Raw genomic sequence first — 26842 nt, 5'->3', positions numbered from 1 at the left:
GCGAGGTGACGGGTTCGAGGATCATCATCAAGCATACCCTGCTTGACGATCCCATGCTGCGCGACAATTTGGTCGCACGGTTCGTGGCGCAGGGCGTTGCCGAAGACAATGTCACCTGCCTGGGCTCGTCCCCGCGCCACGAGCACCTGCGGGCGTTTGCGAAGGTCGACATATCGCTCGACACGTTCCCGCAAAACGGCGGCGTCAGCACCTGGGAATCGCTCTATGCGGGTGTTCCGGTCGTCGCCAAGCTCGGCAACGGCGCCTCATCGCGTGCCGGCGGTTCGATCGTGGCGGCGGTCGGTCTCGACGACTGGGTCGCCGAGGATGACGAGGGCTATGCTGCGATCGCCTGCAAATATGCGGCGCAGCCGGCGCATCTGGCGAAGTTGCGCGCGGAGTTGCCGGCCCGGATCGCCGCGTCCCCCGCCGGCAATGTCGAGATCTACACGCGCGAGGTCGAAGCGGCTTACCGCCGGTTCTGGCGCGACTATTGTGCTGCGGCCTCGGAAGGCGGCGAGGGCGCCTGACTCTGCCTGCAGGCCCCAAATTGCGAAGGTCAGGTTAGTCCTCCGGAAACCATGCACCGGCGCGCGACCGTGCCGGTTCATGGCTCCGAAAGCTATGTCTGGGCATATGGCGCCAAAAGGGTGCGCCTATGCTCGGTTTCGTCTTCGGCTTGAACGCCCGGCTCGGGCGATTGCATTTCTTCCTCGCCACGGTCGCGCTTGCGATCGTGATGACGGCGATCTGCTTTGCAATCGCAATGGCCGTGCTGAACAACACCTCGCCCGGCGCGATCCGGCCTGAAGACCTCACCAAGAGTTGGGCGATGATCGCCGCGATCGTCTTCTTCGGAGTTGCGACCTTCACGCTGCAATCGATGCGCATTCGCGACGTCGGCTGGGATCCGGTCTGCGTGGTGCCTGCCTGGTTCGCGCTCATGATCGTCGACCATGTCGTGGCGGGTCGGTTTCCGGCTTGGGCGATCGGGCAGGAGCACCAGGCAACGGCGGTCGGCGCGCTCGTCAACCTCGCGCTGATGCTCGCGCTCGTGTTCTGGCCGAGCGGCGACAGCGAAGGCTCCTACGGCGCTCCCGTCCCGCCGCGCACGCGCGCGATCAAGCCTTCGCTATCGAACGAGCGTCTCGCGCGGGTGTCGCAGGGATCGTCTCGCTCGAACTGGAGCTAGACGGCCGGCTTCCGGAAACGTTCTATACGAACGGCAGCTTGATATTGCTGCGCTTCTCCAGCCATTCCGGCACCGGAAGGCTCTTGGCGCGCATGAAGTCGGCGTTGAACAGCTTCGACTGGTAACGGCTGCCGGAATCGCAGAGCACGGTGACGATCGTCTTGCCGGGCCCGAGCTGTTTTGCGAGACGCATCGCGCCGGCAACGTTGATGCCGGTCGAGCCGCCGAGGCAGAGGCCTTCGTGCTGGAGCAGTTCGTAGATCACCGTGACCGCTTCGGCATCGGGAATGAGATAGGCGTCATCGACCTTTGCGCTCTCGACGATTGCGGTCGCCCGGTTGAGGCCGATGCCCTCGGTGATCGAGCCGCCCGGCGTCGCCTTGGCATCGCCCGTTCTGAAGTATTCATACATGCCGGCGCCATGCGGATCTGCGCAGGCGATCCTGATGTCCTTGCTCTTCTCTTTCAGGAAGCGGCTGGTGCCGGCCAGCGTGCCGCCGCTGCCCACGGAGCAGACGAAACCGTCGATCTTGCCACCGGTCTGTTCCCAGATCTCGGGCCCTGTGGACTCGTAATGCGCCTTCGCATTGTCGAGGTTGTTCCATTGGTCGGCAAACAGCACGCCGTTGGGCTCGGTCTTGCGCAACTCGTCGGCAAGACGGCGGCCGACATGCTGGTAGTTGTTCGGATTGGAATAGGGCAGGGCCGGCGATTCCAGCAGCTCGGCGCCGCACAGTTTCAGAAAATCCTTCTTTTCCTGGCTCTGCGTCTCCGGGATCACGATCAGCGTGCGGTAGCCGCGCGCGCTGGCCACGACAGCAAGGCCGATGCCGGTATTGCCGGCGGTCGATTCCACCACGAGACCGCCGGGCTTGAGCTCGCCGCGCTTCTCGGCCTCCAGGATCATCCATTTGCCGGCGCGATCCTTTACCGACTGGCCGGGATTCATGAACTCGGCCTTGCCCAGGATGGTGCAGCCGGTCAGTTCGGAAGCGCGCTTGAGCTTGATCAGCGGAGTGTTGCCGATGGCTTCGACAACGTCGTTTTTGATGGTCATCTCAGGGGAAATCACTGGCAAAGGGGTTGATCAGGTTGGCCAGAACCTAGTGCTTGCGCGGTCAAAGGGGAAGACTTTTGCGCTGCGGCGAAACCGGCGAAAATGCCGGTAAGCAGTGAAAATTTGGAAGGAAAGATCGCCGATGCTGCTGCTGTGCTACGCCGCGGGATATCGCTAGGAGGATGTGGCCAGCCTCTGCCAAAACATGGAAGATAAGGGTCGTCGCCAGCATGCCTTCGCCATGGACGTGAGGCGTCGCGTCGGTTTCGAGACGGGGCTGAAGCCGCATCGCGAGCGGTGCAGGCGGATTGAAGGGACTGGCGTCGGTGTGGCGGCAATATCACATGAAATCTTGGTAAGCTTGAACGCACTCTGAAATAGCCTTGAAATCGAAGAAAGTCCTGCAGGACAGCGCCCTTTTGCATTCTCTAAGTTTTGAGATCGCGGTGCTTTGGGGGCTATCTCGCAACTGCGGGACTGTCCCGCAGTTGCGCGCCCGGCTAGGATAGGCGTCAGGTTCCGCAGAAAGCATCACCGCTGTGAACGAGTTGTCCAAAGCCTCCCGATGGTCGCGCCGCGAATCGGTTACTCCCGCTGCGCGGTGGCGGCTCGATCTGCCCGGCGGGGGGTGTGTGTGACACAGGATGTTCCTGCGATCGCCGTGCGGCGGTCTCCAGGCGCCACGTCCCGGGCGCGACGTGCGGCGCGCTGGTTTGCGGTCGCTTGCCTCGCCGCGGGTTCGGGCGCCTGCGTGCTGACGCAGGATCTTCCTGATCCCGCGCTCGATGTTCCCACGCAGTACAAATACGCGGGCAAGGCGGATGCGCTGCCGTCGCTGGATTGGTGGCGCAGCTTTCGCTCCGCGGAGCTGACACAGCTGATGGAAGAGGCGCAGACCGTCAACCTCGACATTGCCGCCGCCGTTTCGCGCATCGTCCAGGCCGACGCGCAGGCGCGGCAGGCGGGTGCGGCGCTGCTGCCGAGCCTTTCCGGCACCGGGCAGGAGGCCTATTCGCGCACTTCCGGCTCCTCCGCCTCGGGGCTCACCAATGGCGGCCGTGAGGTCGTCAACTACCAGGCTTCGCTGAGCGCGAGCTACCAGCTCGATTTCTGGGGTCAGAATCGGGACGCCTTGCAAACGGCGGAAGAGACGGCAAATGCCAACCGCTTCGATCGCGACGTCGTTGCGCTGACCACGCTCGCAGGCGTCGCTAACGCTTATTTCCAGGTGCTGGCCTCGCAGGATCGCATCCGGACCTCACAGCGCAACATCGCGAGCGCGCAGCGCATTCTCGATGCCGTCAGGGAACGGCGCAAGGCCGGCACCGGCACCGATCTCGACGTTGCCCAGCAGGAGAGCGTGCTCGCAAACCAGAAGGCCCTGGTGCCGCCGCTGCGCCAGACGCTCGACCAGAACGTCAATGCGCTTGCGGTCCTGGTGTCGCGGCCGCCGGAGAGCGTGCGCGTGCTCGGGGGCTCGCTGAACCGGATCGCTATACCCCGCGTGACGCCCGGCCTGCCGTCGGAGCTCCTGACACAGCGGCCCGACATTCGGCGGCAGGAGGCACAACTTGCTTCCGCCACCGCGAACGTCGGCAATGCTCGCGCGCAGTTCTTTCCGACCATCCAGCTCACCGGCAATGGCGGCTATCAGAGCGCGGCCCTGGTCTCGCTGTTCCAGCCGCATGCGGCGTTCTTCCAGCTCGTCGGCAGCGCGACGCAACCGATCTTCGACGGCGGCAGGATCCTCGGGAATTTCGAATTTGCCAAGGCGCGGCAGGACGAACTGCTGCAGACCTACCGCAAGACCATCATCCAGTCCTTTGCCGATGTCGACAATGCGCTGTTCTCGATCAAGCAGACCACGATCAGGCTGCAATTGCAGCGTGACGTCCTCAATGCCTCCCGCCGCGCCTTCGATCTCTCCGAGCAGCAATTGCGCGCCGGCACCGCCGACATCGTCACCGTGCTCAATACGCAACTGACCCTGTTCCAGGCGGAAGACGCGCTGTCGCAGGCGCAACTTGCCCGCCTTCTTGCTATCGTCAGCCTGTATCAGGCGCTCGGCGGCGGCTGGGAGCCGAGGATGGAGAAACCGGTCAATGCTCTTTAAGCCGGATACGAAGCGAGGCGCGAAGGAGGGAACGGCGAAGAAATCGCGCGGGCGCGGCTTCGTCATGACCCTGATCACGCTGGCGATCCTCGGCGGGCTTGGCTACTACGGCTGGACCACTTGGCACCAGCAGCCGCAGCAGGCGAACGGCCGCAACCAGCGGCCCGATCTGCCGGTGCCGGTGCTGGCGGCGACACCCCGCATCCAGGACGTTCCCGTTTATCTCGACGGCGTCGGCGCGATCCGCGCACTCAACACCGTGACCGTCCGCTCACAGGTCGACGGCAAGCTGATCGCGGTCAATTTCACCGAGGGACAGGACGTCAAGAAAGGTGACGTGGTCGGTGAGATCGACCCGGCGCTCTACCAGGCGACGTACGATCAGGCGGTTGCCAAGAAGGCGCAGGACCAGGCCCAGCTCGCCAACCAGCGTATCGACCTCACGCGCTACGAGCAGTTAGCTGCCTCCAATGCCGGATCCAAGCAGCAGGCGGACACCCAGCGCGCGCTGGTCGCTCAGACCGAGGCGCTGGTCAAGGCCGACCAGGCCGCGATTGACAATGCGGCGGCGACGCTGAGCTACACCAAGATCGTGGCGCCGATCTCGGGCCGCGCCGGCCTGCGCCAGGTCGATCAGGGCAACATCATCCACGCCTCAGACACCACCGGCCTCGTGGTGATCACGCAATTGCAGCCGATCGCGGTGTGGTTCAGCCTGCCGCAGCAGCAGATCATGCGCGTCAATGCCGCCGCGTCGAAGGGCACGCTCGCGGTGGACGTCTTCGGCAATGACGGCCTCACCGTGATCGACACCGGAAAGCTCACCGGCATCGACAACCAGGTCGACCAGACCACGGGCACGCTCAGGCTCAAGGCCGAATTCCCCAACGCCAATTACCAGCTCTGGCCGGGCCAGTTCGTCAATGTCCGCCTCAAGGTCGAGACCTTGACGCAGGCGCTGGTGGTGCCGACCTCAGCCGTGCAGCGCGGACCGATCGGCACCTTCAGCTATGTCATCGGCGAGGATAACATCGTCTCGGCCAAGCCGGTGACGGTGACGCAACAGAACGAGCATGACGCGGTCATCGCCAGCGGCCTCTCGGCGACCGACAAGGTCGTCACCACCGGCTTTGCTAATTTGTCTGACGGTTCCAAAGTGGTCATCGGCCGCGACGACCAGACCCCTTCGGCCGATCTCGCGCCGCGCAAGCGCTCGCGCGGGCCGGATGGCCAGAAGAAGGAGGGCGCAAAAGACGGCCAGAAGGACGGACAAGATAAGGACGGCGAGTTCCGCGCCAAACGCAAGAGCAGCGAAGGCGACCAGAAGGGCCAGACCGGACCGGCACCAGGGCCGGGTGCATCGGGAAGTGGAGCCAAGCAGCCATGATCCCGACAACAGCCGCCTGAGCGGCAGGCGTATCCCATGGGCGTCTCCGAACCCTTCATCCGACGGCCGATCGCGACCTCGTTGCTCGGCATCGCGCTTCTGATCGGGGGACTGCTCGGCTATTTCGCGCTGCCGGTGTCTGCACTGCCGCAGGTCGATTTCCCGACCGTGCAGGTGACGACGCAATTGCCCGGCGCGAGCCCCGACGTGATCGCCTCGCTGATCACCGCGCCGCTGGAGCGGCAACTCGGCCAGATCCCGTCGCTGTCGGCGATGAACTCGACGAGCTCGTTCGGCGTCAGCCAGATCTCGCTCCAGTTCGATCTCAACCGCGACATCGACGGCGCGACCCAGGACGTCCAGGCCGCGATCAATGCCGCGGCCGGCGTGCTGCCGAAGACGCTGCCTTATCCGCCGACCTACGCCAAGGTGAACCCGGCCGATGCGCCGGTGATGACATTGGCGCTGCGCTCCGACACGATCTCGTTGCGGGCGATGAGCGACATCGCCGACACGCTTCTGGCGCAGCGGCTGAGCCAGATTTCCGGCGTCGGGCGCGTCTCTGTGCTCGGCGGACTGAAGCCGGCCGTCCGCATCCAGGCGGATCTCGCGCGGTTAGCTGCCTATGGCATCGCCATGGAAGACCTGCGCACCGCGATTGCCAATGCCAACGTGTCGGGGCCGAAAGGCTCGCTCGACGGCGCGCAGCAATCCTACATCATCGCCGCCAACGACCAGATCGCTGCCGCCGACGCCTACAAGCCTGTCATCATCGCCTACCGTAACGGCTCGCCGGTTACGATTGCCGACGTCGCCCAGATCGTCGACGGCCTCGAGAACGACCGCACCGGCGGCTGGTACCAGGGCTCGGCCGCCGTCATCATCGACATCCAGCGTCAGCCCGGCGCCAATGTGATCGACGTCGTCAGCCAGATCCGCGCGGAAATCCCAAAGGTCCAGCGCGCTATTCCGGCCGGCGTGAACCTGACCATCGTCTCCGACCGCACCGTCACCATCCGCGCCTCAGTCCGCGACGTGCAGTTCACGCTGATCCTGAGCGTCGTGCTGGTGACGCTGGTGGTGCTGCTGTTCCTGCGTTCGCTGCGCGCCACGCTGATCGCCGGCGTGGCATTGCCGCTGTCGCTGATCACCAGCTTCGGCATCATGTATTTCGCCGGTTTCAGCCTCGACAATCTGTCGCTGATGGCGCTCACCATCGGCACCGGCTTCGTCGTCGACGACGCCATCGTGATGATCGAGAACATCGTCCGCCACATGGAAAACGGCGACAGCGCGATGGAGGCTTCGCTGAAGGGCGCTAGCGAGATCGGCTTCACCGTGATCTCGTTGACGGTGTCGCTGATCGCGGTGTTCATCCCGCTGCTGTTCATGTCGGGCCTCGTGGGCCGCATGTTCCGCGAATTCGCGCTGACGCTGACGATCGCGGTCGTGACCTCCGCCGTGGTCTCGCTGACGCTGACGCCGATGATGTGCTCGCGTCTGCTCAAGCATGCCCATGAAGAGCTGGCGGTGCCGGGTCTTGCCGCGGTCAGCCGCTTCATCGATCGCACCGTCGAGTTCTATCACCGCACGCTGCTCTGGGTGCTGGAGCGCCAGCGCGCGACGCTAGTCGTCACCTTCGCCACGCTGATTGCGACGCTGGCGCTCTATGTCGTGGCGCCAAAGGGCTTCCTGCCGCTGCAGGACACCGCCTCGATTACGGCGGTGACGGAAGCCGGTCCCGACGTCTCGTTCGCGGAAATGCAGAAGCGGCAGGCCGCGGCGGCCGACGCCATCAAGGCCGACCCCGATGTAACAGGCGTGGTCTCTGTGATCGGTGCAGGCTCGGTCAATCCGACCACCAATGTCGGCCGTCTTGTCATGACGCTGAAACCGCGAGGCGAGCGGCGCGACGATGTCAGCATCGTCATCAACCGGCTGAAGGAGCGGGTGGCCGCCATCCCCGGCATGACGGTCTACTTCCAGCCGGTGCAGGACGTGCAGATCTCGACCCAGTCGAGCCGCTCGCAATACCAGTATACGCTGACCGGCACCGACGCCGCCCTGGTGTCGGAATGGGCGCGCAAGCTGGTTGCCGAGATGCGGCGCGATCCGCTGTTCCGCGACGTCTCCTCGGAGGCGCAGGAAGGCGGTCTGCGGGCGCAGCTCACGGTCGACCGCACGCGCGCCGGCCAGCTCGGCGTCAGCCTCCAAGGCATCACCGACACGCTCAACGACGCCTTCGCGCAGCGTCAGATCTCGACCATCTACGGCCAGGCCAACCAGTACCGCGTGGTGCTGGAAGCGCTGCCGATGTACCAGCGCGATCCCTCGATCCTGTCGAAGCTTTATCTGCCGGGCGCGGCGAGCGCGACCGCCGGCGCGCCCAACGCACAGGTGCCGCTCTCCGCCGTGGCGACGCTGACCCGCACCACCGCGCCTCTTGCGATTTCGCACCAGGCGCAATTCCCGTCGATCTCGCTCAGCTTCAACCTCGCGCCGGGCGCGGCGCTCGGCGATGCCGTCGAGGCTGTGAAGACCATCGAGACCCGGATCGGGATGCCCAACAGCATCGTTGGCGTCTATGCCGGCGACGCCGCCGAATTCGCCAAGGCGCTCGCCGGCCAGCCCTGGCTGCTGCTGGCCGCGGTGATCACGATCTATATCGTGCTCGGCGTGCTCTACGAGAGCTACATCCATCCGATCACGATCCTCTCGACACTGCCTTCGGCCGGCGTCGGCGCCATCCTGGCGCTGATGCTGTGCGGGCAGGATCTCTCGGTGATCGGGCTGATCGGCATCATCCTGCTGATGGGCATCGTCAAGAAGAACGCGATCATGATGATCGACTTCGCTCTGGACGCGGAGCGCAATCAAGGCATGCCGCCGCATGAGGCGATCGTGCAGGCTTGTCTCCTGCGCTTCCGCCCGATCATGATGACGACGCTGGCCGCGCTGTTCGGCGCGCTGCCGCTGGCGATCGAGAGCGGCACCGGCGCCGAGCTGCGCTTCCCCCTCGGCATCTCCATCATCGGCGGCCTGCTGCTCAGCCAATTGCTCACGCTCTACACCACGCCGGTAATCTACCTCGCACTCGACCGCATCAACCGCCGCCTCGAACAGGCGCTGCCGCCGGCGGAATCCGGCGGGCCACCCGTCGCGGGCGCGACCGAGGGGATGCAGTGATGGCATCGATCTCGGAGCCCTTCATCCGGCGCCCGGTCGCGACCACGCTGCTGTCGATCGGGTTGTTCCTGCTGGGCATCGTGGCCTACGAGTTCCTGCCGGTGGCCTCGGTCCCGAACGTCGATTTCCCCGCCATCTTCGTTTCCGCCAGCCGTCCCGGCGCCGATCCGTCCGTGATGGCCGCCACGGTCGCCTCGCCATTGGAGCGGCGGCTTGGCGAGATATCGGGCATCAACCAGATCACCTCGACCTCGTCGCTCGGCACGACCAACATCCAGCTCCAGTTCGACATCGGCCGCAACATCGACAAGGCCGCGCGCGACGTGCAGGCGGCGATCAACGCATCGCTGGTCGATCTGCCGAGCGATTTGCCGACGCTGCCGCGGTTCCGCAAGGCCAACACTGCCGGCGCTCCCGTATTCGTGCTGGCGCTGACCTCGAAGACGCTGTCGGCGAGCGCGATTTACGACGTCGCCGATACGGTTCTGGCGCAGCGTATCTCGCAGGTGCCGGGCGTCGGCGACGTGACCGTGAGCGGCGCCGATCAGCCCGCAGTGCGGGTGCAGCTCAACCCCGTCGCACTGTCCAACGCCGGCATCGCCACCGACGACGTGCGGACTGCGATCATCAACGCCAACCCGCTCGGTCCGGTCGGCATCTTCAACGGCGAGCGCCAGAGCGAGACGCTGGCCCTCAACCGGCAGATGCGGACCGCGAAAGAGTTCCGCGATATCGTCATCAAAAGCTCGAACGGCAATTTCGTCCGGCTGGCCGACGTCGCCGACATCGAGGACTCCGTCCGCAACGCCCGTTCCATCGCCTGGTTCAACAAGCAGCCGGCGGTGCTGATCCAGATCACCAAGCAGGGCGACGCCAATGTCATCGACACCGTCGACCGGGTGAAGGCGCTGATCCCCGCGCTGAAGCAGTGGATCCCGGCCGGCGTCGATATCTCCACCTTGGTCGACCGCACCAGCACGATCCGCGCCAGCGTGCTCGACATGCAGTGGACCTTGTTCGCGACGGCCATTCTCGTGATGGTCGTCGTGTTTGTATTCTTGCGGCGGCTCACGCCGACGATCGCGGCCGGAATCTCCGTGCCGCTGGCGCTGGCCGGAACCTGCGCCGGCATGTGGGTCGCCGGCTTCTCGATCGACAATCTGTCGCTGATGGCGCTGGCGATCTCCGTCGGCTTCGTGGTCGACGACGCCATCGTCATGATCGAGAACATGTACCGCAATCTCGAGCACGGCATGCGCCCGCTCCAGGCGGCGTTGGACGGCGCCCGGCAGATCGGCTTCACCGTGGTGTCGATCAGCCTGTCGCTGATCGCGGCCTTCACGCCACTGATCTTCATGGACGGCATCGTCGGCCGGCTGCTGCGCGAGTTCTCGCTGACGCTGACCTTCGCCATCCTGGTCTCGACCCTGGTGTCGCTCACGGTGACGCCGATGATCTGCGCGCACTACATCCGGCAGACCACGTCCGGCACGGCGACCCTGTTCGACCGGATCATCGAGGGCTCGCTGTCGCGCATCGTCGCTTTCTACACCCGCACCTTGCGCACCGTGCTGGAATATCCGCTGCTGACGCTGCTGGTGTTCTTCGCCACCATTGCGTTGACGGTGACGCTCTATATCAAGGTGCCCAAGGGCTATTTCCCGACCGACGATTCCGGCTTCGTCATCGGCGCGACACGTGCCTCGGCCGACATCTCGTTCCAGTCGATGCTGAGCCTGCAGCAGCGGCTCGCCGACATCGTGATGCGGGATCCGGCGGTGGCCGGCATCGGCTCCACCGTCGGCAGCGGCGGCGGGCCGGGCGGCGCGACCTCCAATCGCGGCACCATGTTCATCAGCCTGAAGCCGCCGGAACAGCGCGACCACATCTCGACCCAGGTGGTGATCGACCGTCTCAGGCGGGCGTTATACCCGGTGCCCGGCATCCGCCTGTTCATGTTCGCCGCCCAGGACGTGCGCGCCGGCGGACGGCAGAGCGATTCCGACTACCAGTACACGCTGACCAGCACCGACCTCGGCCTGTTGCAGAAGTGGGCGCCGATCGTGGCCAAACGCATGGAGAGCGTCGAGGGCATCACCGACATCTCCAGCGACCGCGATCCCGGCGGGCTTCAACTGACCTTGTCGATCGACCGCCAGAAGGCCTCGGCACTCGGCGTCCGCGTCCAGGATATCGACAACGCACTCAACAACGCGTTCTCGCAGCGGCAGATCGGGATCATCTACACTCAGCGCAACCAGTACATGACCGTGCTGGAGATCGACCCGAAATTCCAGGTCGACCCATCCAACCTCGATCGCATCTATGTCGCCGGAGCGGGCGATGCGCAGGTGCCGCTGTCGGCCGTGGTGCATGCGACGCGCGGGCTCGCCGCGCTCGCGGTCTATCATTCGCAGTCGTTCCCATCGACCACGGTGTCGTTCAATCTGTTGCCGGACGTGCAGATCCAGGCCGCAACGCAGAACATCCAGCGCGCGGTCGAGGAGCTGCACATGCCGGAGGGCATCCGCGGCAGTTTTGACGGCAATGCCGGCGATTTCGCCAAGACCAGCGGCCGCCAGCCGCTCCTGATCCTCGGCGCGCTGGTGGCGATGTATATCGTGCTCGGCGTGCTCTACGAGAGCCTCGCCCATCCGCTCACGATCATCTCGACGCTGCCCTCGGCGGGCCTCGGCGCGCTGCTGGCCTTGCAGCTCACCAACACGCCACTGACGGTGATCGCGTTCGTCGGCATCATCCTCTTGATCGGCATCGTCAAGAAGAACGGCATCATGATGGTGGATTTCGCGCTCGATGCCGAGCGCCAGCGCGGCCTGTCGTCGGCGGAGGCGATCTTCGAGGCCTGCCAGGCGCGTTTCCGCCCGATCTTGATGACGACCATGGCGGCGCTGTTTGCCGGCATTCCGCTGGTGGTCGCGACGGGCCCCGGCACGGAGCTGCGCCGTCCGCTCGGCATCACCATCATCGGCGGGCTGTTCGTCTCGCAGATCCTGACGCTCTACACCACGCCCGTGATCTACCTGCTGATCGACCGCCTGCGGCGGCGCCGCGAGCCGCGCCCGCTGGCCGCGCCGGCGGAATAGGCGGGTTGTTGAACCGCCGTGCAGAGCGTATAGCGGCGACCATGTCGAACCCCACCGCCGCCGCGCCGGCCGATCCGATCCCCGAATGCCCGTACTGCCAGAAGCCGATGCCGCTGTGCATCTGCGACAGCGTCACGCCGATCAAGAACCGGCTCTCGCTCCTGATCCTTCAGCATCCGCAGGAGCAGGACAGGGCGCTCGGTACCGCCCGGCTGCTTGCGAAGCATTTCGAAGGTGCCACGCTGCGGGTCGGCTTGTCCTGGCCGAGCCTGTCCAAGGCGCTGGCGCAGCCGATTGAGAACGCCTCGCACTGGGCCGTGCTCTATCTCGGCTCGGCGCACGCCGCCGATCTCGAGGCCGAGGGCGAAATCCTGGCGCTCAACCGCAAGGGCGAGGTCGCGGACAACCAGCGCGCGCTCCTCGGCAAGCTCGAAGGCGTAGTGCTGCTCGACGGCACCTGGAGCCAGGCCAAGGCGCTGTGGTGGCGCAACCCGTGGATGCTGAAATGCCAGCGCGTCATCCTCAACCCGGCGGCCCCGTCGCGCTACGGCCGGCTGCGCAAGGAACCTCGGAAGGACGGACTGTCGACCATCGAGGCCGCAGCCACGATCCTCTCCGTTCTGGAGAAGCGCCCGGACATCGCGGAGACGCTGAATGCCAGTTTCGAACGGATGCTAACCCGCTACCGCGAGGTCCAGGTCGAGATGCCCGAACTGGCTCCGAAGCCGCCGGTGAAGGACCGCCGGCGCGGTGTCCGGCGGGGCAAGCGAGCCTGACTCCAGTCGGGGTTGCCTAAACCCGTGATCCCCTATATTGCTCCGCCCTCGTTGGGGCCACGTGGCGGAGTGGTTACGCGCCGGTCTGCAAAACCGTTTACTCGGGTTCGAGTCCCGACGTGGCCTCCATCACAACCTCCTGATATATAAGCAATATTCGACCGTAGCGCGGCTGCCATCGCCCGCGCGGGCGACGCGTGCTGGCGGCGCACACCGGGTTTGCCCGGGGCCCGGCGGAAACCCGCCATTCAGCCCCTGGCATAGTCTTCGCATCTGCGAAGTGATGCATCCCAACGATCGAGCGCTGGAGAGCACGTGAGCGAAATCGTCCGATTTGTCCCGAAATCCGAGCTGGAGCGGGCTCGCCTCATTCGCGAGGCCCGCGCGATCTATGACAGCATCTTTCCGCCGGCCGCACCCGACCAGGGGCCGCAGGACGGCGGCGAGCGCGTCAAGACCTGATCGCGGCCACGCCGGATTTCGCAGCGTAGCCGCCATAGCAAAACGCCCGCAGAGCGCGGGCGCATCGGCTCACGGTGAAATTGGCTTCAGCAGGCCGCGTACCAGCCGTCCGGAAACGGCAGCAGGGGCCAGGCGCCCTCGTTGTCATTGGCAGCTTTGGGCTTCGCGTAATAGGTCCACGAGCGCGGCACGAAATCCTCCCCCGGCACGAACGCCAGATCTTCATGGACCATGGCGTCCTGGACGGCATCCAGCAGCAAGTTGAATTCGGCTTCGCTCATCACACCCTCCGGACCGCGGATGGCGCAATGTCGCAAAGCCGGTTTGTTTCCCGGTTGAGCCGATCGTTCGCATTTTAACGATCCGCCAATCGGGTCCCGATTGGTTAGCGAGTCATGAAATCCCCTTGGGGATATTAGGTTCCTGCCGCGTGCCCGCAGTGTGAAGGAGGTCACATCTTCCGCTGTTTGTTTCTCCTACCCCTTTGCTCACCGGCCAATGCAGGCCGGCGGGCAGGGCAGACGGGAGACTGGTCATGAAAGCGAGGTTCTTGCGGTTTGCGGGTGTGAAAAGCCGGGCGCGTCGCGCCTCAACGGTCGGGCTGTTCCTGACGCTGTTTGCCTCCGTTGCCCACGCGCAGCAGGGGACGGCCGAGCAACGCCGGGCCTGTACCCCCGACGTCTACCGACTCTGTGCCGGCGAAATCCCCAACGTTCGCGCCATCACGGCCTGCCTGCGCCGTAACAGGCCAAGCTTGAGTGAGGCTTGCCGCTCCGTGTTCGATCAGGCCGGCGGCTGACATACCGGCCCTGTGGGTTTGTGCGCAGCAAGTGGCTCGCGGGAGCTGGCGAATCCGGCATAGTCGGCCTGTGGATATGCCTGTGGTTATGCTGCGGACAGGCTGTGGACGGCAGTGATGTGGATGTCGGCCGCAGATGCGTCCTGCGATTGTCATATCTCTGTCAAATGACCTCACCAAATGATTCCCTGATCGGGCAGATCGCGGCGTAACGCAAGATCATGTGGTTCTTCCGAATTCGGAAATACATTCCGCGAGCGTCCCGCATTCACGAACAGTTTTTGGGCAGCCGCCTGCCCAAATCACGGGCTCCTCCATCCAATTTTTTGTACGCCCGCGGACAAGCTTTCCGGTCCGCTCTCCTCCTAGGCTCGCTTCCGAGATCTGGAACATGGCCATTGCCATGACAATTCGAAGGAGCTGGACATGGAAAGACCGGTATTGCCCCAGGCTTGGGGGAACGCGCGTGCATCGCTGTCTTGGCGCAAGGCCGCGCTCGGCGCTGCCGTCACCTTCGGCGCGCTGGCAGCCGCGCCCCTGAGCGCGCAAGCTGCGGCGCCTGCGGCCTGCGCCGCGCTCCAGGACAAATATCCGGACTGGAAGGGCAAGACGCTGGTCAATGCCATCAATCCGCACACGCCGGGCTATGAGACCATCGATCCGAAGAACCCCAGCCAATATATCGGCTTCGACATCGATCTGGGCGAAGCCATCGGCGAATGCCTCGGCTTCAAGCTGACCTACAAGCCGGTGACGTTCGCGGCACTCCTGACCACGCTCGCCGCGGGACAAGCTGACATCGTCATTTCCGACATCTATGCCACCAAGGAGCGCGCCAAGGCGGCCGACTTCATCACCTACTCGAAAGTGTTCGACGGTGTGCTGGTCGCCAAGGGCAATCCGAAGGGCATCAACGGCATCAACATGTCGATGTGCGGCGCCGCTGCCGCCGAAAACACCGGCTATGTCGAGGTGCCCCTGATCCAGGCGCTGATGCCCGAGTGCAAGAAGGCCGGCAAGGCCGAGCCGACCATCCAGCTCTACGACAACAACGCCAACTGCATCCAGGCGATCCTCGCCGGTCGTGCCGACACCTATGTCAACGACGTCAACACCGTCGACAGCGCGGTCAAGGCTTATCCGGACAAGCTGGAGAAGGCGACCGCGGTGACGATCCCGTATTCGGTCGGCATCGCCGTCCCGAAGGACAAGCCGAAATTCCGCGACGCCGTGCTCGCCGCCCTGATCGAGGTGCAGAAGGCCGGCACGCATATGGAGCTTTTAAAGAAGCACGGGCTCGACGTGAACAATTTCAAGGAGCCTGACATCCTGACGGCTGACTGATGTCGCTGTTCCTCCATTACCTGAGCATGCCGTATCTGCTCGAGGGCATCGAGCTCACCCTCGAGGTGACTGCCCTCGGGCTCGGCGGCGGATTGATCCTCGGATTGATCCTCGCCAGCATGCAGCTCTCCCGCTTCTGGCTGCTGGCGGCGATCGCCAGGGCCTACACCGTGATCTTCCGCGGCACGCCGCTGATCCTGCAAATGGTGTTCGCCTACGACGCGCTGCCACATATCGGCATCAAACTGCCGGCGGTGCTGGCCGCCGGCCTTGCGCTCGCCTGCAACGAGGCGCCGTTCATCGCCGAGATGCTGCGCGCCGGCGTGCTGGGTGTCGATCGCGGGCAGGTGACGGCCGGCCAGGCGCTCGGCATGACGCCACGGATCCTGATGTGGCGGGTGATCGCGCCGCAGGCGATCCGCACCATGATCCCGGCCTTCGGCAACGAGGCTGTGAGCGCGCTGAAGAACTCCTCGCTGGCCTCCGTAGTCGCGGTCCAGGAGCTGACGCTGCGCTCGACCCAACTTGCGTCCTCGACGTTCGACTTCTTCTCGATCTTCTTCGCCTCGGGCCTGCTGTATCTGGTGCTGACCTTTGCCATCAGCATCATCCAGCTTTTCGTCGAATGGCTGCTCGATCTCGATCGCACCAAAGGTCGCCAGCGCAAGCTCGCCGATTATCTGCCCTGGCGCCGCGTCGATCTCGCCACCAAGCTCGAACTTGCCGCGGTCACGGCGCATGAGCCCGAACCCGTGCAGGCGCAGCCTGTCGACACGCCGCCGCGGGCGCTGACCCGCGAGGAGCGCACCCGGCGTGCGGCGACGATTTCGCGCAACAACATCGCGGTCGAGACCAGGGACCTCACCAAGAGCTACGGCGCGCAAAAGGTGCTCGGCGGCCTCGATCTCACGGTGCGTGTCGGCGAGGTCGTCGCGCTGCTCGGGCCCAGCGGCTCCGGCAAGAGCACGCTGCTCCGCTGCATCAATCATCTCGAAAGCTGGGACGGAGGCACCGTGCGTGTCGGCGGCCGGCGTCTCGGTTTTGACGACGACGGCAAGCTGCTGCCGCCACGCGCGATCGCCAATGAGCGGGCAAGCGTGGGCGTGGGCATGGTGTTCCAGCAATTCAACCTGTTCGCCCATCTCTCGGCCAAGGAGAACATCGCGGGTCCCTTGCGCTGGGTGCACGGCATGACCCGCATCGATGCCGATCGCCGCGCCGCCGAGCTGCTCGACCGGGTCGGGCTGTCGCACCGTGCCGACGCGCTGCCGCGGCATCTCTCCGGCGGCCAGCAGCAGCGCGTCGCAATCGCCCGAGCGCTCGCACCGAACCCCAGCGTGCTGCTCCTGGACGAGCCGACCTCGGCGCTCGATCCCGAGCTCGTCAGCGAGGTGCTGGAGGTGATCCGGCGGCTCGCCATCGATGACGGCCTCACCATGATCATCTCGACCCACCAGATCCGCTTCGCCGACGAGGTCGCCGACCGTGTCGCGTTCCTGAGCGGCGGCACGATCATCGAGGAGGGGCCCGCGCACGAGGTGCTCTCCAATCCCCGCAATCCGCTGACGGCACGTTTCCTCAGCGTGATGGAAGCCGACAAGACTCCGGAGGCGGTGCGATGAGAGCCGCACCCACACCGTTCAAGACCGCGTTTCCAGAAGAGGCCACCTCATGAAGCATTTCACGCTGCCGGTTTCGCCGAAGACCGTTCACTGGGGCTATTTCTCCAAAAAGGTCGCGCCGGCCGTGACGCTGCGCTCGGGCGACCGCGCCACCATCGAGACGCTGACCCACCACGCCAACGATGATTACGAGCGCATGATCCAAGGCGATCCCGGCGCCGAGAGCGTGTTCCAGTGGACGCGCGAGCACAAGGCCGTCGCGCGGCGCGGTTCGGGCCCGACGGAAGGCCCGTTCATCCGCGGCGCAGGCGAGGGGATCGGCGTGCATCTCCTCACTGGTCCGGTCGCGATCGAAGGCGCCGAGCCCGGCGATATCCTCGAAGTGCGCATCCTCGATATCAGGCCGCGGCCGAGCTGCAGCGCCTGTCATGCCGGGCGCTGCTTCGGCTCCAACGTCGCCGCGAACTGGGGGTTTCACTATCACGATCTGATCGAGGAGCCGAAGCCGCGCGAGGTCGTCACCATCTTCGAGCTCGACACGTCAGGCGAGCCCTGCGCCAAGGCCGTCTACAATTACGTCTGGACGCCGCAGACCGATCCTGACGGCATCGTGCATCCGACCATCGATTATCCCGGCGTGCGCGTCGATCACGCCACCATCAAGAAGCGCGAGAACATCCTCGCAAGCGTCAAGGTGCCGGCACGGCTGCATTTCGGCACCATGGGGCTCGCACCGTCGGAGGCCGATTTCGTCAGCTCGATCCCGCCGGGCTATACTGGCGGCAATATCGATGACTGGCGCATCGGCAAGGGAGCGCGGATGTTCTATCCGGTCGCGGTCCCCGGCGCCTATTTCTCGGTCGGCGATCCCCACGCCGCGCAAGGTGACAGCGAGCTTGGCGGCACCGCGATCGAGACCTCGCTGACTGGCGATTTCGAGTTCGTCCTGCACAAGAAGGCCGATCTTGCCGGCACCAGCCTCGAAGGTCTCGACCATCCGATGCTGGAGACCGATCAGGCCTGGTCGTTCTACGGCTTCACCTATCCGAACTACCTCGCCGCGCTCGGCGCCCATGCACAAACCGAGATTGCCAATCACTCGAGTCTCGACCGCGCGATGCGCGATGCGTTCCGCAAGCTCAGGAGGTTCCTGATGACCGTGCACGGTTTGAGCGAGGACGAGGCGATCTCGCTGCTATCGGTCGGCGCCGATTTCGGCGTCACCCAGGTGGTCGACGCCAATTGGGGCGTACACGGCACGATCCGCAAGAACATCTTTCGGTGCGACTGATGTGCCGTAGCCCGGAGGGAGCGAAGCGTAATCCGGGTTTGTCACGGCGGACTCAAAAGGCCCCGGATTACGCTTCGCTCCATCCGGGCTACGCATCGTGCTCGACGTTGATATCCCGCTCTAACACTCTGAAGAACAGCTCGTTTCCAGGATGAGCGCGTGACCAAAGACCGTCATTTGCGGCCCGTCGCTGCGACGGATGACCGCGTGCGTCTGGCACAGAGGTTGCTTCGATCCACTGCAATCTGGGTCGATCCGATGAGCTTCCGTCCCTTCACGAGCGAGTCCTACGCGCAAGACGACCGCCCCGAAGCCTGGCGGGACGTGCTGGCCGCGGTCGGCCTGCAGCCGGCGGCGGGCCATTCCTTCCTCGACGGGCACGCAACGGCGTCGCATCGCCACGCCGCAGGCGTCGCGCTGACGCGCATGGCGGCCGGCGCCCAGACCATTGGTCCGCGCACGCAGGCCAACGAAGACCTGCCGATTGCGCTGATGCCGGTCGAAGACGGCATGGTGCTCAAGAGCGCCGGCGGCCATCGCATCGTTCCGGTCGGTCATCTCGTGCTGCTGCCGCGGAGCGGGGACTGGAGCATCGTGTTCCAGCGCGACATGCGCGCCATCGTGCTGTCGGTGACGTCGGAGGCGCTGCACGGCCGCCTCTCGGGTAGGCCGCGGCTCGGCGAACCCAGGGTTGTTCCGCCCAGCGGCTTTGCCGACGTCTTCGCGCGCTTGATGGACGCGACTGCGCGCACGCTCGACACGCTGAGCGATGCCGAATGGAATGCGGTCACGCAGTCGCTCGTCGATCTCCTGCTGACACTCGCCCATCAATTGGCGGCTTCGACATCCGACGCCGGATCGAGTGCGACGCAGTCGGCACTGCTGCACCGGATCTGCCAGACCATCGAACGCCGCCTCGACGATCCCGAACTGGTGCCGGCGCGCGTCGCGCAGGCGGAAGGGATTTCCGAGCGCTATCTGCAAAAGCTGTTCGAGACCGTCGGCGACAACTTTACTCACTACGTGCGCGAGCGGAGGCTGCAGCGCGCCTGGGCCGATCTGTCCAATCCGTCCGAGTCGCATCGCTCGATCTCGGAGATCGCCTACGCCTATGGCTTTGGCGATTCCGCGCATTTCAGCCGCGCCTTCCGCCATCGCTTCGGACTGCCGCCGCGCGAGTTTCGCCAGCAGGAGGCGGAGCGGGCGACGACGCAGCAGGGGATAGCCGGTCAGCGCGGCTGGCCGCAGGATGCGCTGGCCCAGCTTCGCGTGCACCAGGCGAGCGCCAAGGCGCGCGGCCATCTCGCTCCTACCGACATCGATGAGCCGAGAACGGCCGAACGCAAGCATCATCATCTTCCGATCGAAGCCAACCGTGTTCATTGGGGATATTTCAGTCGCGCGCTACAACCGCAGATCGAGATCAATTCGGGTGATACCGTCACGATCGAAACGCTGACGCAGCACGCCTCCGACGATCCTGAGCTGATGATCGCGGGCGATGCGGCCGCCGAAGGCGTATTCGGTTGGACCAAGGCGAGGAAGAACGTCGATCGCCGCGGCGCGGGTCCGATGGATGCCAGCATATTCGGGCGCGGCGCCGGCGAAGGCTTTGGCGTGCACATCTGTACGGGGCCTGTGTCGGTGAAGGACGCCCAGCCCGGCGACGTGCTGGAAGTGCGGATCCTCGACATCGTACCGCGCACAAGTCGTCATCCGAAACATTCAGGCCGCGTGTTCGGCTCCTCGGTCGCGGCCTGGTGGGGCTATCATTACGACGAATTTCTTTCAGGGCCGAAGCCGCGCGAGGTCGTGACGATCTACGAGATCTTCGACGACACCGATGCGCCGCATGCCCGCGCGCTGTATTCCTACCGCTGGGAGCCGCAGACCGACCCGTTTGGAGTGGTGCACCCCACCTATGACTATCCCGGCGTTCCGGTCTTGCCCGGCACGGTAAAGCGCCGCCACGCCGTGCTCGACGGCATCCGCATTCCCTTGCGCCCGCATTTCGGCGTGATCGCGGTGGCGCCGCGCGAGGTCGATTTCATCGACTCCGTGCCGCCGTCCTATTTCGGCGGCAATCTCGACAATTGGCGCTTGGGGAAGGGGGCGACCGTCTATCTTCCGGTCTCCGTTCCCGGCGCATTGCTGTCGGTCGGCGATCCCCATGCCACGCAAGGTGACGGCGAATTGAGCGGCACCGCGATTGAATGCTCGATGACCGGAACCTTCGAGGTGATCCTGCACAAGAAGGCCGACCTCGGCGGTCAGCCGTTCGCCGATCTCTCTTATCCCCTGATCGAGACCGAGTCCGATTGGGTCCTGACCGGATTCAGCCATCCCAACTACCTCGCCGAGTTCGGCGCGCAGGGCCAGAGCGAGGTCTACGCAAAGTCCTCGCTCGACCTCGCCATGAAAGATGCGTTTCGCAAGATGCGACGCTTCCTGATGAACGTGAAGGGCCTGAGCGAGGACGAGGCGATCGCGCTGATGTCGGCCGCGGTCGACTTCGGCGTCACGCAGGTGGTCGACGGCAATTGGGGCGTGCACGCGATCATCAGCAAGCGCCTGTTTCAGAACGCGCCTTAAACCGAAGGATACCCAGTGAAATTCCACATGATCAGCGGCGGACCGAAGCCGGTCGCGCCCTTCAGCCACGCGGTGGAGACCGACGGTTTTGTCTTCGTCACCGGCCAAATGCCGGACACGCCGCAAACACCGGGCGTGTTGCCCGACGGCATCGTCGCACAGACGAGGGCGGCGATGGAGAACCTGAAAGTTGTTTTGGCGGGCGTCGACCTCGGTCTCGAGCACGTCGTGATGACACGCATCTATCTCACGCGTTTCAAGGAAGACTACACCGCGATGAACGAGATCTATCGCGAATTCTTCGCGCCCGGACGGCTGCCGGCCCGCACCTGCGTCGGCGTCACCGGACTTGCCTATGACGCACTGATCGAGATCGACCTGGTGTGCCGTCGGCCGTCAGACGACAGTCCGTAGCCCGGATGGAGCGCAGCGCAATCCGGGATTCGTTCCGCGGAGACAGGGCCCCCGGATCACGCTGCGCTCCATCCGGGCTACAAGACCTTGCGTCGCCCGACGGGCAAAACACCCAAACGACAGGTCAATCCGCTCGCGCGAAAATATTCGCCTTTACAGAAATTCTGATTTATCGCATCTTGTCGGCACCTCACCCCGGTCAGAGGGGGCGTATCGCGATCGTCACGAAACGTGGGGTGAGCTGCGGTGGACGCGGGCAGCATCGGCGCGAAGGGCCTCGCAGGGCGGGAAACCGTGAGCGAAGGCGTCGCGCACACGACCGGTGTGGCTCGCGTACGGCAAAACCGTGTCGTCCTGACGCCCGGGGTCTGTGCGTCAAGTCTTGTGGTGATGTCGCTGCCCGACCGGGCACGCAGCATCAGCCATCCACAAGGCGACGGGGGCAATAGTGCATCGCTCCCCGGGGAGAGCTCGGCATAAGCCGTCAACCACTGCGCAGGGAAGGCCGTGTGTTGGGCTTCACCTGTATGCCGCTGCAGCCTCTTGTAGTGCAACCTTCGCACAGTGGACCGTGGGTGCCAGCCGGCACCCGGTCTTCCCTGCGCCCTCTGACGAGGAGGGTGTACGAGACGAAGCAAAGCTCGGGCGAGCCAAGCCGCGAGGACGCGAAGCTGTGGCCGCGACGAAAATCACATCCTGCGGTGCCGGCGCCCGCGCCGGAGACAACAAACCGCGCCGATCTATGAATGCCGGTTCATTGCTGCGGAGAATTCGAATCGATAAGAATTGGCTCGTTGCGCGTCTCGCGTCGTGCAACGAGCCGGAGGCGGATCGATCGCGTCTCGAACCTTTCGATTCCGCCTCCGACGAATCCTTCAAGGCAACGCCATTAGTTGCCGCGGCGCCTGCGCCGATCGACGTCAGGCACCGAAAGCCCGTTTCGATCGGGGGAATTTCATATGAAGTATTTTCTGTCTGCACTGATCGCGATCGGCCTATCGATTGCGGCCGCGCCGTCGTTCGCGGCTGACGCCCGGAACGTCACCGTCGTCAACGAGACTGGCTATGCCATCAAATTCCTGGGCTTCAACGCCCCGGACGATGGCATGGACGAATGGGACAACGAGTTGGAGAAGGTTTTGCAGAACCAGGCGAGCACCTATGTCGAGTTCGACGATGACGACGATGGCTGTGTCTGGAACGTCCGCGTCGACTGGCAGAACTATGACGAGACCGTGCTCTGGAAGAACGTCAACCTCTGCAAGTTCACCGCGCTCCGGCTGCGCTACGATTCCGGCACCAAGACCACTTCGTTCGTCGCCGAGTAACTTGACCTGAGGCCAGGCGGAGGAGGGGCCATGCGCCCTTCCTCGCCGCAATGTGCCAGATAGCGAATTCGTCCTTTGCAAGCGCAAGCGGCTTTGTTATACGCAGCCGCGCGCGAACGACGGGTTCGCCCTTTTCCTCGGTAGCTCAGCGGTAGAGCATCCGACTGTTAATCGGATGGTCGCTGGTTCGAATCCAGCCCGGGGAGCCAAATTCCGGCTTATTTTCAGTGGCTTGCGTCCAGACTCTGATCTGGCGTGCGATCTCGTTGCGGCAAATTCTCAATTAGATGTGTACCGGGGCGAGCCGGCATCCTCCGCGGTGACGCCAAAACGACTCAATTGAAATCGAGCTTCCAGAGGCCGGTCTTTTAGGAGCTGATTCCCATGCGAGACATCCAGGTCGACCGTTCCCCGCTGGCTCCCTCCATTTTGCCGGCGGACATCCCCGAACTCAGCGATGACGAATGCCTCGCCTGTCTGGCGCGCGCGGTCGAGACCCACGATTCGGCACGGCTGGATGAAGTCGCCGCATTGATCGGCCGTCTCGCGGTCACGATCGAATAGGCCTCGCCCTCGACATTGCGAGTTGCGGAAGGGCCCGGTTCGCGGGGCCAGAGCCATGTTGCGTTTTCGCAGGGCCTGTTCCAAAGATGCCGCCAACTTTCGTCCGCGGCATCGTCCGCCTTGCAGGGTCCGCAAATGTCCGTTTTCTCGACGGCGCGCCTAAAAATGGTCGATGGCCAGGTGCGCACCAGTGACGTCACCGACCGTCGTGTTCTCGACGCCATGCTCACGGTTCCGCGCGAGGCCTTCGTGCCGGCCAGCCGGCAGGCATTGGCGTATCTCGACCTCGATCTCGACGTCAGCGAGGGGGGCGGCAAGCGGTTCCTGATGAAGCCGCAGCTGACCGGCAAGCTGCTCCAGGCCGCCGAGATCGGCGAGGGTGACAACGTGCTGGTCGTCGGCTGCGCCACGGGCTATCTCGCTGCGCTGACCGCCAAGCTCGCCCGCCAGGTCACCGCGACGGAATGCGATTCGGCGCTGGCCAAGAAGGCCAATGACGTCTTCGCCGCCCTCGGGCTCGCTAACGTGGCCTGCAAGGCCGCGGCCTGTACCGAGGGTGATCCCGCTGCTGGCCCCTATGATGTGATCGTCCTCAACGGCGCCACCGAGGTGACGCCGGCAGGGCTGCTCGGGCAGCTCAAGGAGGGTGGGCGCCTGTTGGGGGTTTCGGCCGAATCCAGGCCGCCGCGAGCCATGATCGTGACCCATACCCACGGCGAATTCGGCCATCGGGCGCTGTTCGATGCCGCGGCCCCGGTCCTTCCCGGGCTGGAACGGGCGGCCGCCTTCGTCTTCTGACGGCCCGATAGCGGCTTTAGCCCGTTAAAATCCCGTTCTGAATCAGAAGTGTGGCCGGGATGCTGCACGTCAAGAGTTTCCACTGCGGACACCCCTCAGGTAGTTCCGTCGCGCTTGACCGCGTCCTATGTTGCGACGGGGCAACGACTCCACTCGTAGACGGTAACCCAGCTCGCGGGCACGAGCCGGGCGTTAGAATGAACGGAATTTTTGGATGCATGGGGTGAAGCTCTTCACCGGAGCAGCGGTTTCGGTCCTGCTGCTGGCGCTTACCGCGCCTACGCCTGCCTTGGCGGATACGATCGAGGCTGCGCTGGTGCGCGCCTATCAGAACAATCCGCAGCTCAATGCGCAGCGCGCCCAGGTGCGCTCGACTGACGAGAACGTGCCGCAGGCGCTGTCGGGCTATCGCCCCAGGGTCGGGGTCAACCTCAGCACCGGCTATCAATATCAGGATATTCAGCAGACGCAGAAGGCTGTGCCGATCCATAGCGACCCGCCCCTTCAGCCCAATAGCGCCAGCCTGACCATCAACCAGACGCTCTACAACGGCAATCAGACCGCCAACAGGACGCGCGCGGCGGAGAGCCAGGTCTCGGGGTCCCGCGAGGCGTTGCGCGTGCTCGAGCAGACGGTCCTGTTGCAGGCTGCCACCAGCTACATGGATTACCTTCGTGACTCCGCCACCCTCGAAGTTCAACGCAGCAATGTGCGCGTCCTCGAACAGACGCTCAAGCAAACGCGCGATCGCTTCAATGTCGGCGAGGTGACGCGCACGGACGTGGCGCAATCCGAAGCACAGCTCGCGGCCGGCAGGACCCAGGCCCTGACTGCCGAATCGAATCTCACGACGACGCGCGCGAATTTCCGCCGGATCATCGGCAACGAGCCGACGAACCTTGCGCCGGGCTCGCCGGTCGATCGTTTCCTGCCCGGGACGCTCGCCTCCGCCGTCGGTCTCAGCCTGGTGGAGAACCCCAACGTCACGGCCTCGATGTTCGGCATTGACGTCAATTATCTCCAGGTCAAGATCAACGAAGGCGCGCTGCTGCCGACCCTCACGGTTCAGGCTGGCATCACCCAGTCGTACCAGCAGACCCTGACGGTCTTCCGAACGACGACCGCTTCCGCCATCGCGACCGCCTCCGTGCCGATCTATCAGGGCGGCGCTGAATATGCGCTCATCCGGCAATCGAAAGAGAATCTGGCGCAGCAGCGTCTGAATCTCGAAACCACACGCGATCAGACCCGTGCCAACGTCGTGCAGGCCTGGGGCCAGTTGGAAGCCGGCAAGGCGCAGGTGCAATCTGCGCAGGCGCAGGTCACGGCCTCCGAGATCGCGCTGAACGGCGTGCGCGAGGAAGCCAAGGCCGGCCAGCGCACCACGCTCGACGTGCTCAACGCGCAGCAGGCGCTGGTCAACGCGCGCGTCGCGCTCGTCACTGCCCAGCATGACCGCGTGGTGGCGTCCTATTCGGTGCTCAACGCGGTCGGCCGTCTCGCGCCGCAAGTCCTCGGCCTCAACACCACGGTCTACGATCCCAGCGTTCACTACCAGCAGGTTCGCGACAGCTGGGCCGGCGTCCGCACGCCAGACGGACGCTAGAGTCCCGTAATCATCCGGTCGGCCTCGCGAATAGCGGAAGCCGACCGGTGCTTTGCTTGCAATCAGCAAAATCCCTGACATAGCCTTGCCAAGAAGATGCGGGCCGATTCGCTCCGCATCCGATGCCGTGTGCGTAAAGCATGAGTGCCGAGGGCAGGGGCGCACCGCTGCACGTTGAGCCGTCATCTGGGGACAAGTCGGGCTGCCGCGCCGAAAATGGCGGGCCGTCCATCCGGAACCGGCCAATCCTGTCGTGCTTGGTGTAAAACAACGCATGCGAGGGCGTTGATGATGTGGAGTCGGAGATGACGCAGCCTGCAAAGGTCACAGAACCCTCGATGGAGGAGATTCTGGCCTCGATCCGGCGCATCATTGCCGACGATGAGGCCAAGCCGCCACCGGCGGATGCTGCCAAGCCCGAGAAAGCTGCCGCCCCCGCCGCGCCAGCGAAGCCGCAGGCGATCAGCGATATTCCGCCATCCAAGGTCGCGCCGCCCAAACCGGCCGCCGAGAAGCCCGCACCGCCTCCGGCTGCCAAGCCGGCGCCGCCGCCGGCCCCCGCACCTGAGGCGGATGCATCCAACAATCAGGACGATATCGACGCGCTGCTGGCAGGGCTCGACACGGCCACCGCTGCGCCGGAAATCCGTGCTCCCGAGCCGGAGCCCGAACCTGAGCCCGACGTGCTGGAATTGACCGACGATATGGCGCTGGCGATGGAGCCAACGCCGTCTCCGCCGCCGCCGAGCTTCCGCAAGGTCGAGCCGCGCGACGATCTCGAATTCGCCGAATCGCCGCCGCCGCGTCCGACGCCGGCATCCTATGCGCCGGTGGACTTCGATGCGCCGCCACTGCCACCCCAACAGCCGATCCTGGCGCAATCGACGGTCTCCGCGGTCGAATCCGCCTTCAATTCCCTGGCCCACACGGTGCTCAGCAGCAATGCGCGAACCCTGGAGGATCTGGTCAAGGAGATGCTGCGTCCGATGCTGAAATCCTGGCTGGACGACAATTTGCCGGGCCTCGTTGAACGCATCGTGAAGGCCGAAATCGAGCGGGTATCGCGCGGCGGCAGGTAGATCGGGCCGCAGAGCCCTCATAAAGCCCTGCTTGTGCGTCATATTCCGACCGGACCGGAAAGCCCTGTTGCCGCCTGGCTTTCCCTGACCTTTCCGTTGACTTGTCCGTTGACTTGGACCCCGTGCGC

General features: G+C 64.7%; 21 protein-coding genes and 2 tRNA genes. 21 read left to right on the top strand and 2 right to left on the bottom strand.

The features are described 5' to 3' along the window. A partial coding sequence (locus ABIC03_RS17940; protein ID WP_502917341.1) for an O-linked N-acetylglucosamine transferase family protein occupies positions 1 to 530 on the top strand: 530 nt, incomplete at its 5' end. A gap of 128 nt (positions 531 to 658) precedes the next feature. After that, positions 659 to 1192: a DUF805 domain-containing protein gene (locus ABIC03_RS17935; protein WP_354059600.1), complete on the top strand. Its 534-nt coding sequence runs from the start codon at positions 659 to 661 to the stop codon at positions 1190 to 1192. 22 nt (positions 1193 to 1214) lie between these two features. On the opposite strand, the gene ABIC03_RS17930 is transcribed toward ABIC03_RS17935, so the two are convergent. Beyond that, entirely contained in the window at positions 1215 to 2249 is a 1035-nt protein-coding gene (locus ABIC03_RS17930; RefSeq protein WP_275172609.1) for a cysteine synthase A, read from the bottom strand. Positions 2250 to 2877: 628 nt separating this feature from the next. On the opposite strand from ABIC03_RS17930, the gene ABIC03_RS17925 reads away from it, so the two are divergent. From ABIC03_RS17925 to ABIC03_RS17895, 7 genes are all read left to right on the top strand, one after another. Continuing rightward, positions 2878 to 4362 carry an efflux transporter outer membrane subunit gene (locus ABIC03_RS17925; protein ID WP_354059597.1) on the top strand — a complete coding sequence of 495 codons (1485 nt, stop codon included), beginning with the start codon at positions 2878 to 2880 and terminating at the stop codon, positions 4360 to 4362. Next, positions 4352 to 5749 (top strand): efflux RND transporter periplasmic adaptor subunit, encoded by a 1398-nt coding sequence (locus tag ABIC03_RS17920; RefSeq protein ID WP_275172607.1) that lies wholly within the window; start codon positions 4352 to 4354, stop codon positions 5747 to 5749. Before ABIC03_RS17925 ends, ABIC03_RS17920 begins: the two co-directional genes overlap by 11 nt. Before the next feature lie 36 nt (positions 5750 to 5785). Beyond that, the gene (locus ABIC03_RS17915) at positions 5786 to 8935 is read left to right on the top strand and encodes an efflux RND transporter permease subunit (RefSeq protein ID WP_354059595.1); all 3150 of its coding nucleotides are present in this window, start codon (positions 5786 to 5788) and stop codon (positions 8933 to 8935) included. Next, positions 8935 to 12039, top strand: a complete 3105-nt coding sequence (locus tag ABIC03_RS17910; protein WP_354059593.1) for an efflux RND transporter permease subunit — start codon at positions 8935 to 8937, stop codon at positions 12037 to 12039. Before ABIC03_RS17915 ends, ABIC03_RS17910 begins: the two co-directional genes overlap by 1 nt. 41 nt (positions 12040 to 12080) lie before the next feature. After that, positions 12081 to 12815 (top strand): tRNA-uridine aminocarboxypropyltransferase, encoded by a 735-nt coding sequence (locus tag ABIC03_RS17905; RefSeq protein WP_354059591.1) that lies wholly within the window; start codon positions 12081 to 12083, stop codon positions 12813 to 12815. 55 nt (positions 12816 to 12870) lie between these two features. Continuing rightward, a tRNA-Cys gene (locus ABIC03_RS17900) sits at positions 12871 to 12944 on the top strand. 186 nt (positions 12945 to 13130) lie between these two features. Next, positions 13131 to 13277: a hypothetical protein gene (locus ABIC03_RS17895; RefSeq protein WP_354059589.1), complete on the top strand. Its 147-nt coding sequence runs from the start codon at positions 13131 to 13133 to the stop codon at positions 13275 to 13277. Between the two features lie 86 nt (positions 13278 to 13363). Here the strand turns inward: ABIC03_RS17895 and ABIC03_RS17890 are convergent, their stop codons facing one another. Then, positions 13364 to 13558 carry a hypothetical protein gene (locus ABIC03_RS17890; RefSeq protein WP_007591187.1) on the bottom strand — a complete coding sequence of 65 codons (195 nt, stop codon included), beginning with the start codon at positions 13556 to 13558 and terminating at the stop codon, positions 13364 to 13366. Positions 13559 to 13812: 254 nt separating this feature from the next. Between ABIC03_RS17890 and ABIC03_RS17885 the strand changes: the two genes are divergently transcribed. From ABIC03_RS17885 to ABIC03_RS17830, 12 genes are all read left to right on the top strand, one after another. Beyond that, positions 13813 to 14076 (top strand): hypothetical protein, encoded by a 264-nt coding sequence (locus tag ABIC03_RS17885; protein WP_354059587.1) that lies wholly within the window; start codon positions 13813 to 13815, stop codon positions 14074 to 14076. A gap of 426 nt (positions 14077 to 14502) precedes the next feature. Beyond that, complete coding sequence (locus ABIC03_RS17880; protein WP_354059585.1) at positions 14503 to 15420, top strand: ABC transporter substrate-binding protein; 918 nt, start codon at positions 14503 to 14505, stop codon at positions 15418 to 15420. Then, complete coding sequence (locus tag ABIC03_RS17875) at positions 15420 to 17042, top strand: amino acid ABC transporter permease/ATP-binding protein (RefSeq protein WP_354059583.1); 1623 nt, start codon at positions 15420 to 15422, stop codon at positions 17040 to 17042. Before ABIC03_RS17880 ends, ABIC03_RS17875 begins: the two co-directional genes overlap by 1 nt. 49 nt (positions 17043 to 17091) lie before the next feature. Next, complete coding sequence (locus ABIC03_RS17870; protein ID WP_354059581.1) at positions 17092 to 18333, top strand: acetamidase/formamidase family protein; 1242 nt, start codon at positions 17092 to 17094, stop codon at positions 18331 to 18333. A 258-nt stretch (positions 18334 to 18591) separates the two neighbouring features. Then, positions 18592 to 20925, top strand: a complete 2334-nt coding sequence (locus ABIC03_RS17865) for an acetamidase/formamidase family protein (RefSeq protein ID WP_354059696.1) — start codon at positions 18592 to 18594, stop codon at positions 20923 to 20925. 15 nt (positions 20926 to 20940) lie between these two features. Beyond that, positions 20941 to 21339 (top strand): RidA family protein, encoded by a 399-nt coding sequence (locus ABIC03_RS17860; RefSeq protein ID WP_354059579.1) that lies wholly within the window; start codon positions 20941 to 20943, stop codon positions 21337 to 21339. A 959-nt stretch (positions 21340 to 22298) separates the two neighbouring features. Next, complete coding sequence (locus ABIC03_RS17855; RefSeq protein WP_275172595.1) at positions 22299 to 22667, top strand: hypothetical protein; 369 nt, start codon at positions 22299 to 22301, stop codon at positions 22665 to 22667. 134 nt (positions 22668 to 22801) lie between these two features. Further along, positions 22802 to 22876: transfer RNA gene (locus tag ABIC03_RS17850), tRNA-Asn, on the top strand. Positions 22877 to 23051: 175 nt separating this feature from the next. Next, positions 23052 to 23231: a hypothetical protein gene (locus ABIC03_RS17845; RefSeq protein WP_007591158.1), complete on the top strand. Its 180-nt coding sequence runs from the start codon at positions 23052 to 23054 to the stop codon at positions 23229 to 23231. Between the two features lie 135 nt (positions 23232 to 23366). Continuing rightward, positions 23367 to 24029 (top strand): protein-L-isoaspartate O-methyltransferase family protein, encoded by a 663-nt coding sequence (locus ABIC03_RS17840; RefSeq protein WP_275172594.1) that lies wholly within the window; start codon positions 23367 to 23369, stop codon positions 24027 to 24029. Positions 24030 to 24243: 214 nt separating this feature from the next. Further along, complete coding sequence (locus ABIC03_RS17835) at positions 24244 to 25635, top strand: TolC family outer membrane protein (protein WP_354059575.1); 1392 nt, start codon at positions 24244 to 24246, stop codon at positions 25633 to 25635. 305 nt (positions 25636 to 25940) lie between these two features. Continuing rightward, on the top strand, positions 25941 to 26714 hold the full coding sequence (locus ABIC03_RS17830; RefSeq protein WP_354059573.1) for a PopZ family protein: 774 nt from the start codon (positions 25941 to 25943) through the stop codon (positions 26712 to 26714). The last annotated feature ends 128 nt before the right edge of the window (positions 26715 to 26842 follow it).

Origin of the sequence: Bradyrhizobium sp. RT6a (assembly GCF_040547675.1) — a bacterium.
In the GTDB taxonomy this organism is placed as follows: domain Bacteria; phylum Pseudomonadota; class Alphaproteobacteria; order Rhizobiales; family Xanthobacteraceae; genus Bradyrhizobium.
The sequence above is the reverse complement of the archived record's forward strand: the minus strand, read 5'-3'. Positions and strand labels throughout refer to the sequence as shown.

Bases quoted from the DNA above. Each gene is read 5' to 3' on its own strand.
- ABIC03_RS17935 (WP_354059600.1), top strand. From the start codon at position 659: ATGCTCGGTTTCGTCTTCGGCTTGAACGCCCGGCTCGGGCGATTGCAT.
- ABIC03_RS17930 (WP_275172609.1), bottom strand. From the start codon at position 2,249: ATGACCATCAAAAACGACGTTGTCGAAGCCATCGGCAACACTCCGCTG.
- ABIC03_RS17920 (WP_275172607.1), top strand. From the start codon at position 4,352: ATGCTCTTTAAGCCGGATACGAAGCGAGGCGCGAAGGAGGGAACGGCG.
- ABIC03_RS17915 (WP_354059595.1), top strand. From the start codon at position 5,786: ATGGGCGTCTCCGAACCCTTCATCCGACGGCCGATCGCGACCTCGTTG.
- ABIC03_RS17910 (WP_354059593.1), top strand. From the start codon at position 8,935: ATGGCATCGATCTCGGAGCCCTTCATCCGGCGCCCGGTCGCGACCACG.
- ABIC03_RS17905 (WP_354059591.1), top strand. From the start codon at position 12,081: ATGTCGAACCCCACCGCCGCCGCGCCGGCCGATCCGATCCCCGAATGC.
- ABIC03_RS17890 (WP_007591187.1), bottom strand. From the start codon at position 13,558: ATGAGCGAAGCCGAATTCAACTTGCTGCTGGATGCCGTCCAGGACGCC.
- ABIC03_RS17885 (WP_354059587.1), top strand. From the start codon at position 13,813: ATGAAAGCGAGGTTCTTGCGGTTTGCGGGTGTGAAAAGCCGGGCGCGT.
- ABIC03_RS17880 (WP_354059585.1), top strand. From the start codon at position 14,503: ATGGAAAGACCGGTATTGCCCCAGGCTTGGGGGAACGCGCGTGCATCG.
- ABIC03_RS17875 (WP_354059583.1), top strand. From the start codon at position 15,420: ATGTCGCTGTTCCTCCATTACCTGAGCATGCCGTATCTGCTCGAGGGC.
- ABIC03_RS17870 (WP_354059581.1), top strand. From the start codon at position 17,092: ATGAAGCATTTCACGCTGCCGGTTTCGCCGAAGACCGTTCACTGGGGC.
- ABIC03_RS17865 (WP_354059696.1), top strand. From the start codon at position 18,592: ATGAGCTTCCGTCCCTTCACGAGCGAGTCCTACGCGCAAGACGACCGC.
- ABIC03_RS17855 (WP_275172595.1), top strand. From the start codon at position 22,299: ATGAAGTATTTTCTGTCTGCACTGATCGCGATCGGCCTATCGATTGCG.
- ABIC03_RS17845 (WP_007591158.1), top strand. From the start codon at position 23,052: ATGCGAGACATCCAGGTCGACCGTTCCCCGCTGGCTCCCTCCATTTTG.
- ABIC03_RS17840 (WP_275172594.1), top strand. From the start codon at position 23,367: ATGTCCGTTTTCTCGACGGCGCGCCTAAAAATGGTCGATGGCCAGGTG.
- ABIC03_RS17835 (WP_354059575.1), top strand. From the start codon at position 24,244: ATGCATGGGGTGAAGCTCTTCACCGGAGCAGCGGTTTCGGTCCTGCTG.
- ABIC03_RS17830 (WP_354059573.1), top strand. From the start codon at position 25,941: ATGACGCAGCCTGCAAAGGTCACAGAACCCTCGATGGAGGAGATTCTG.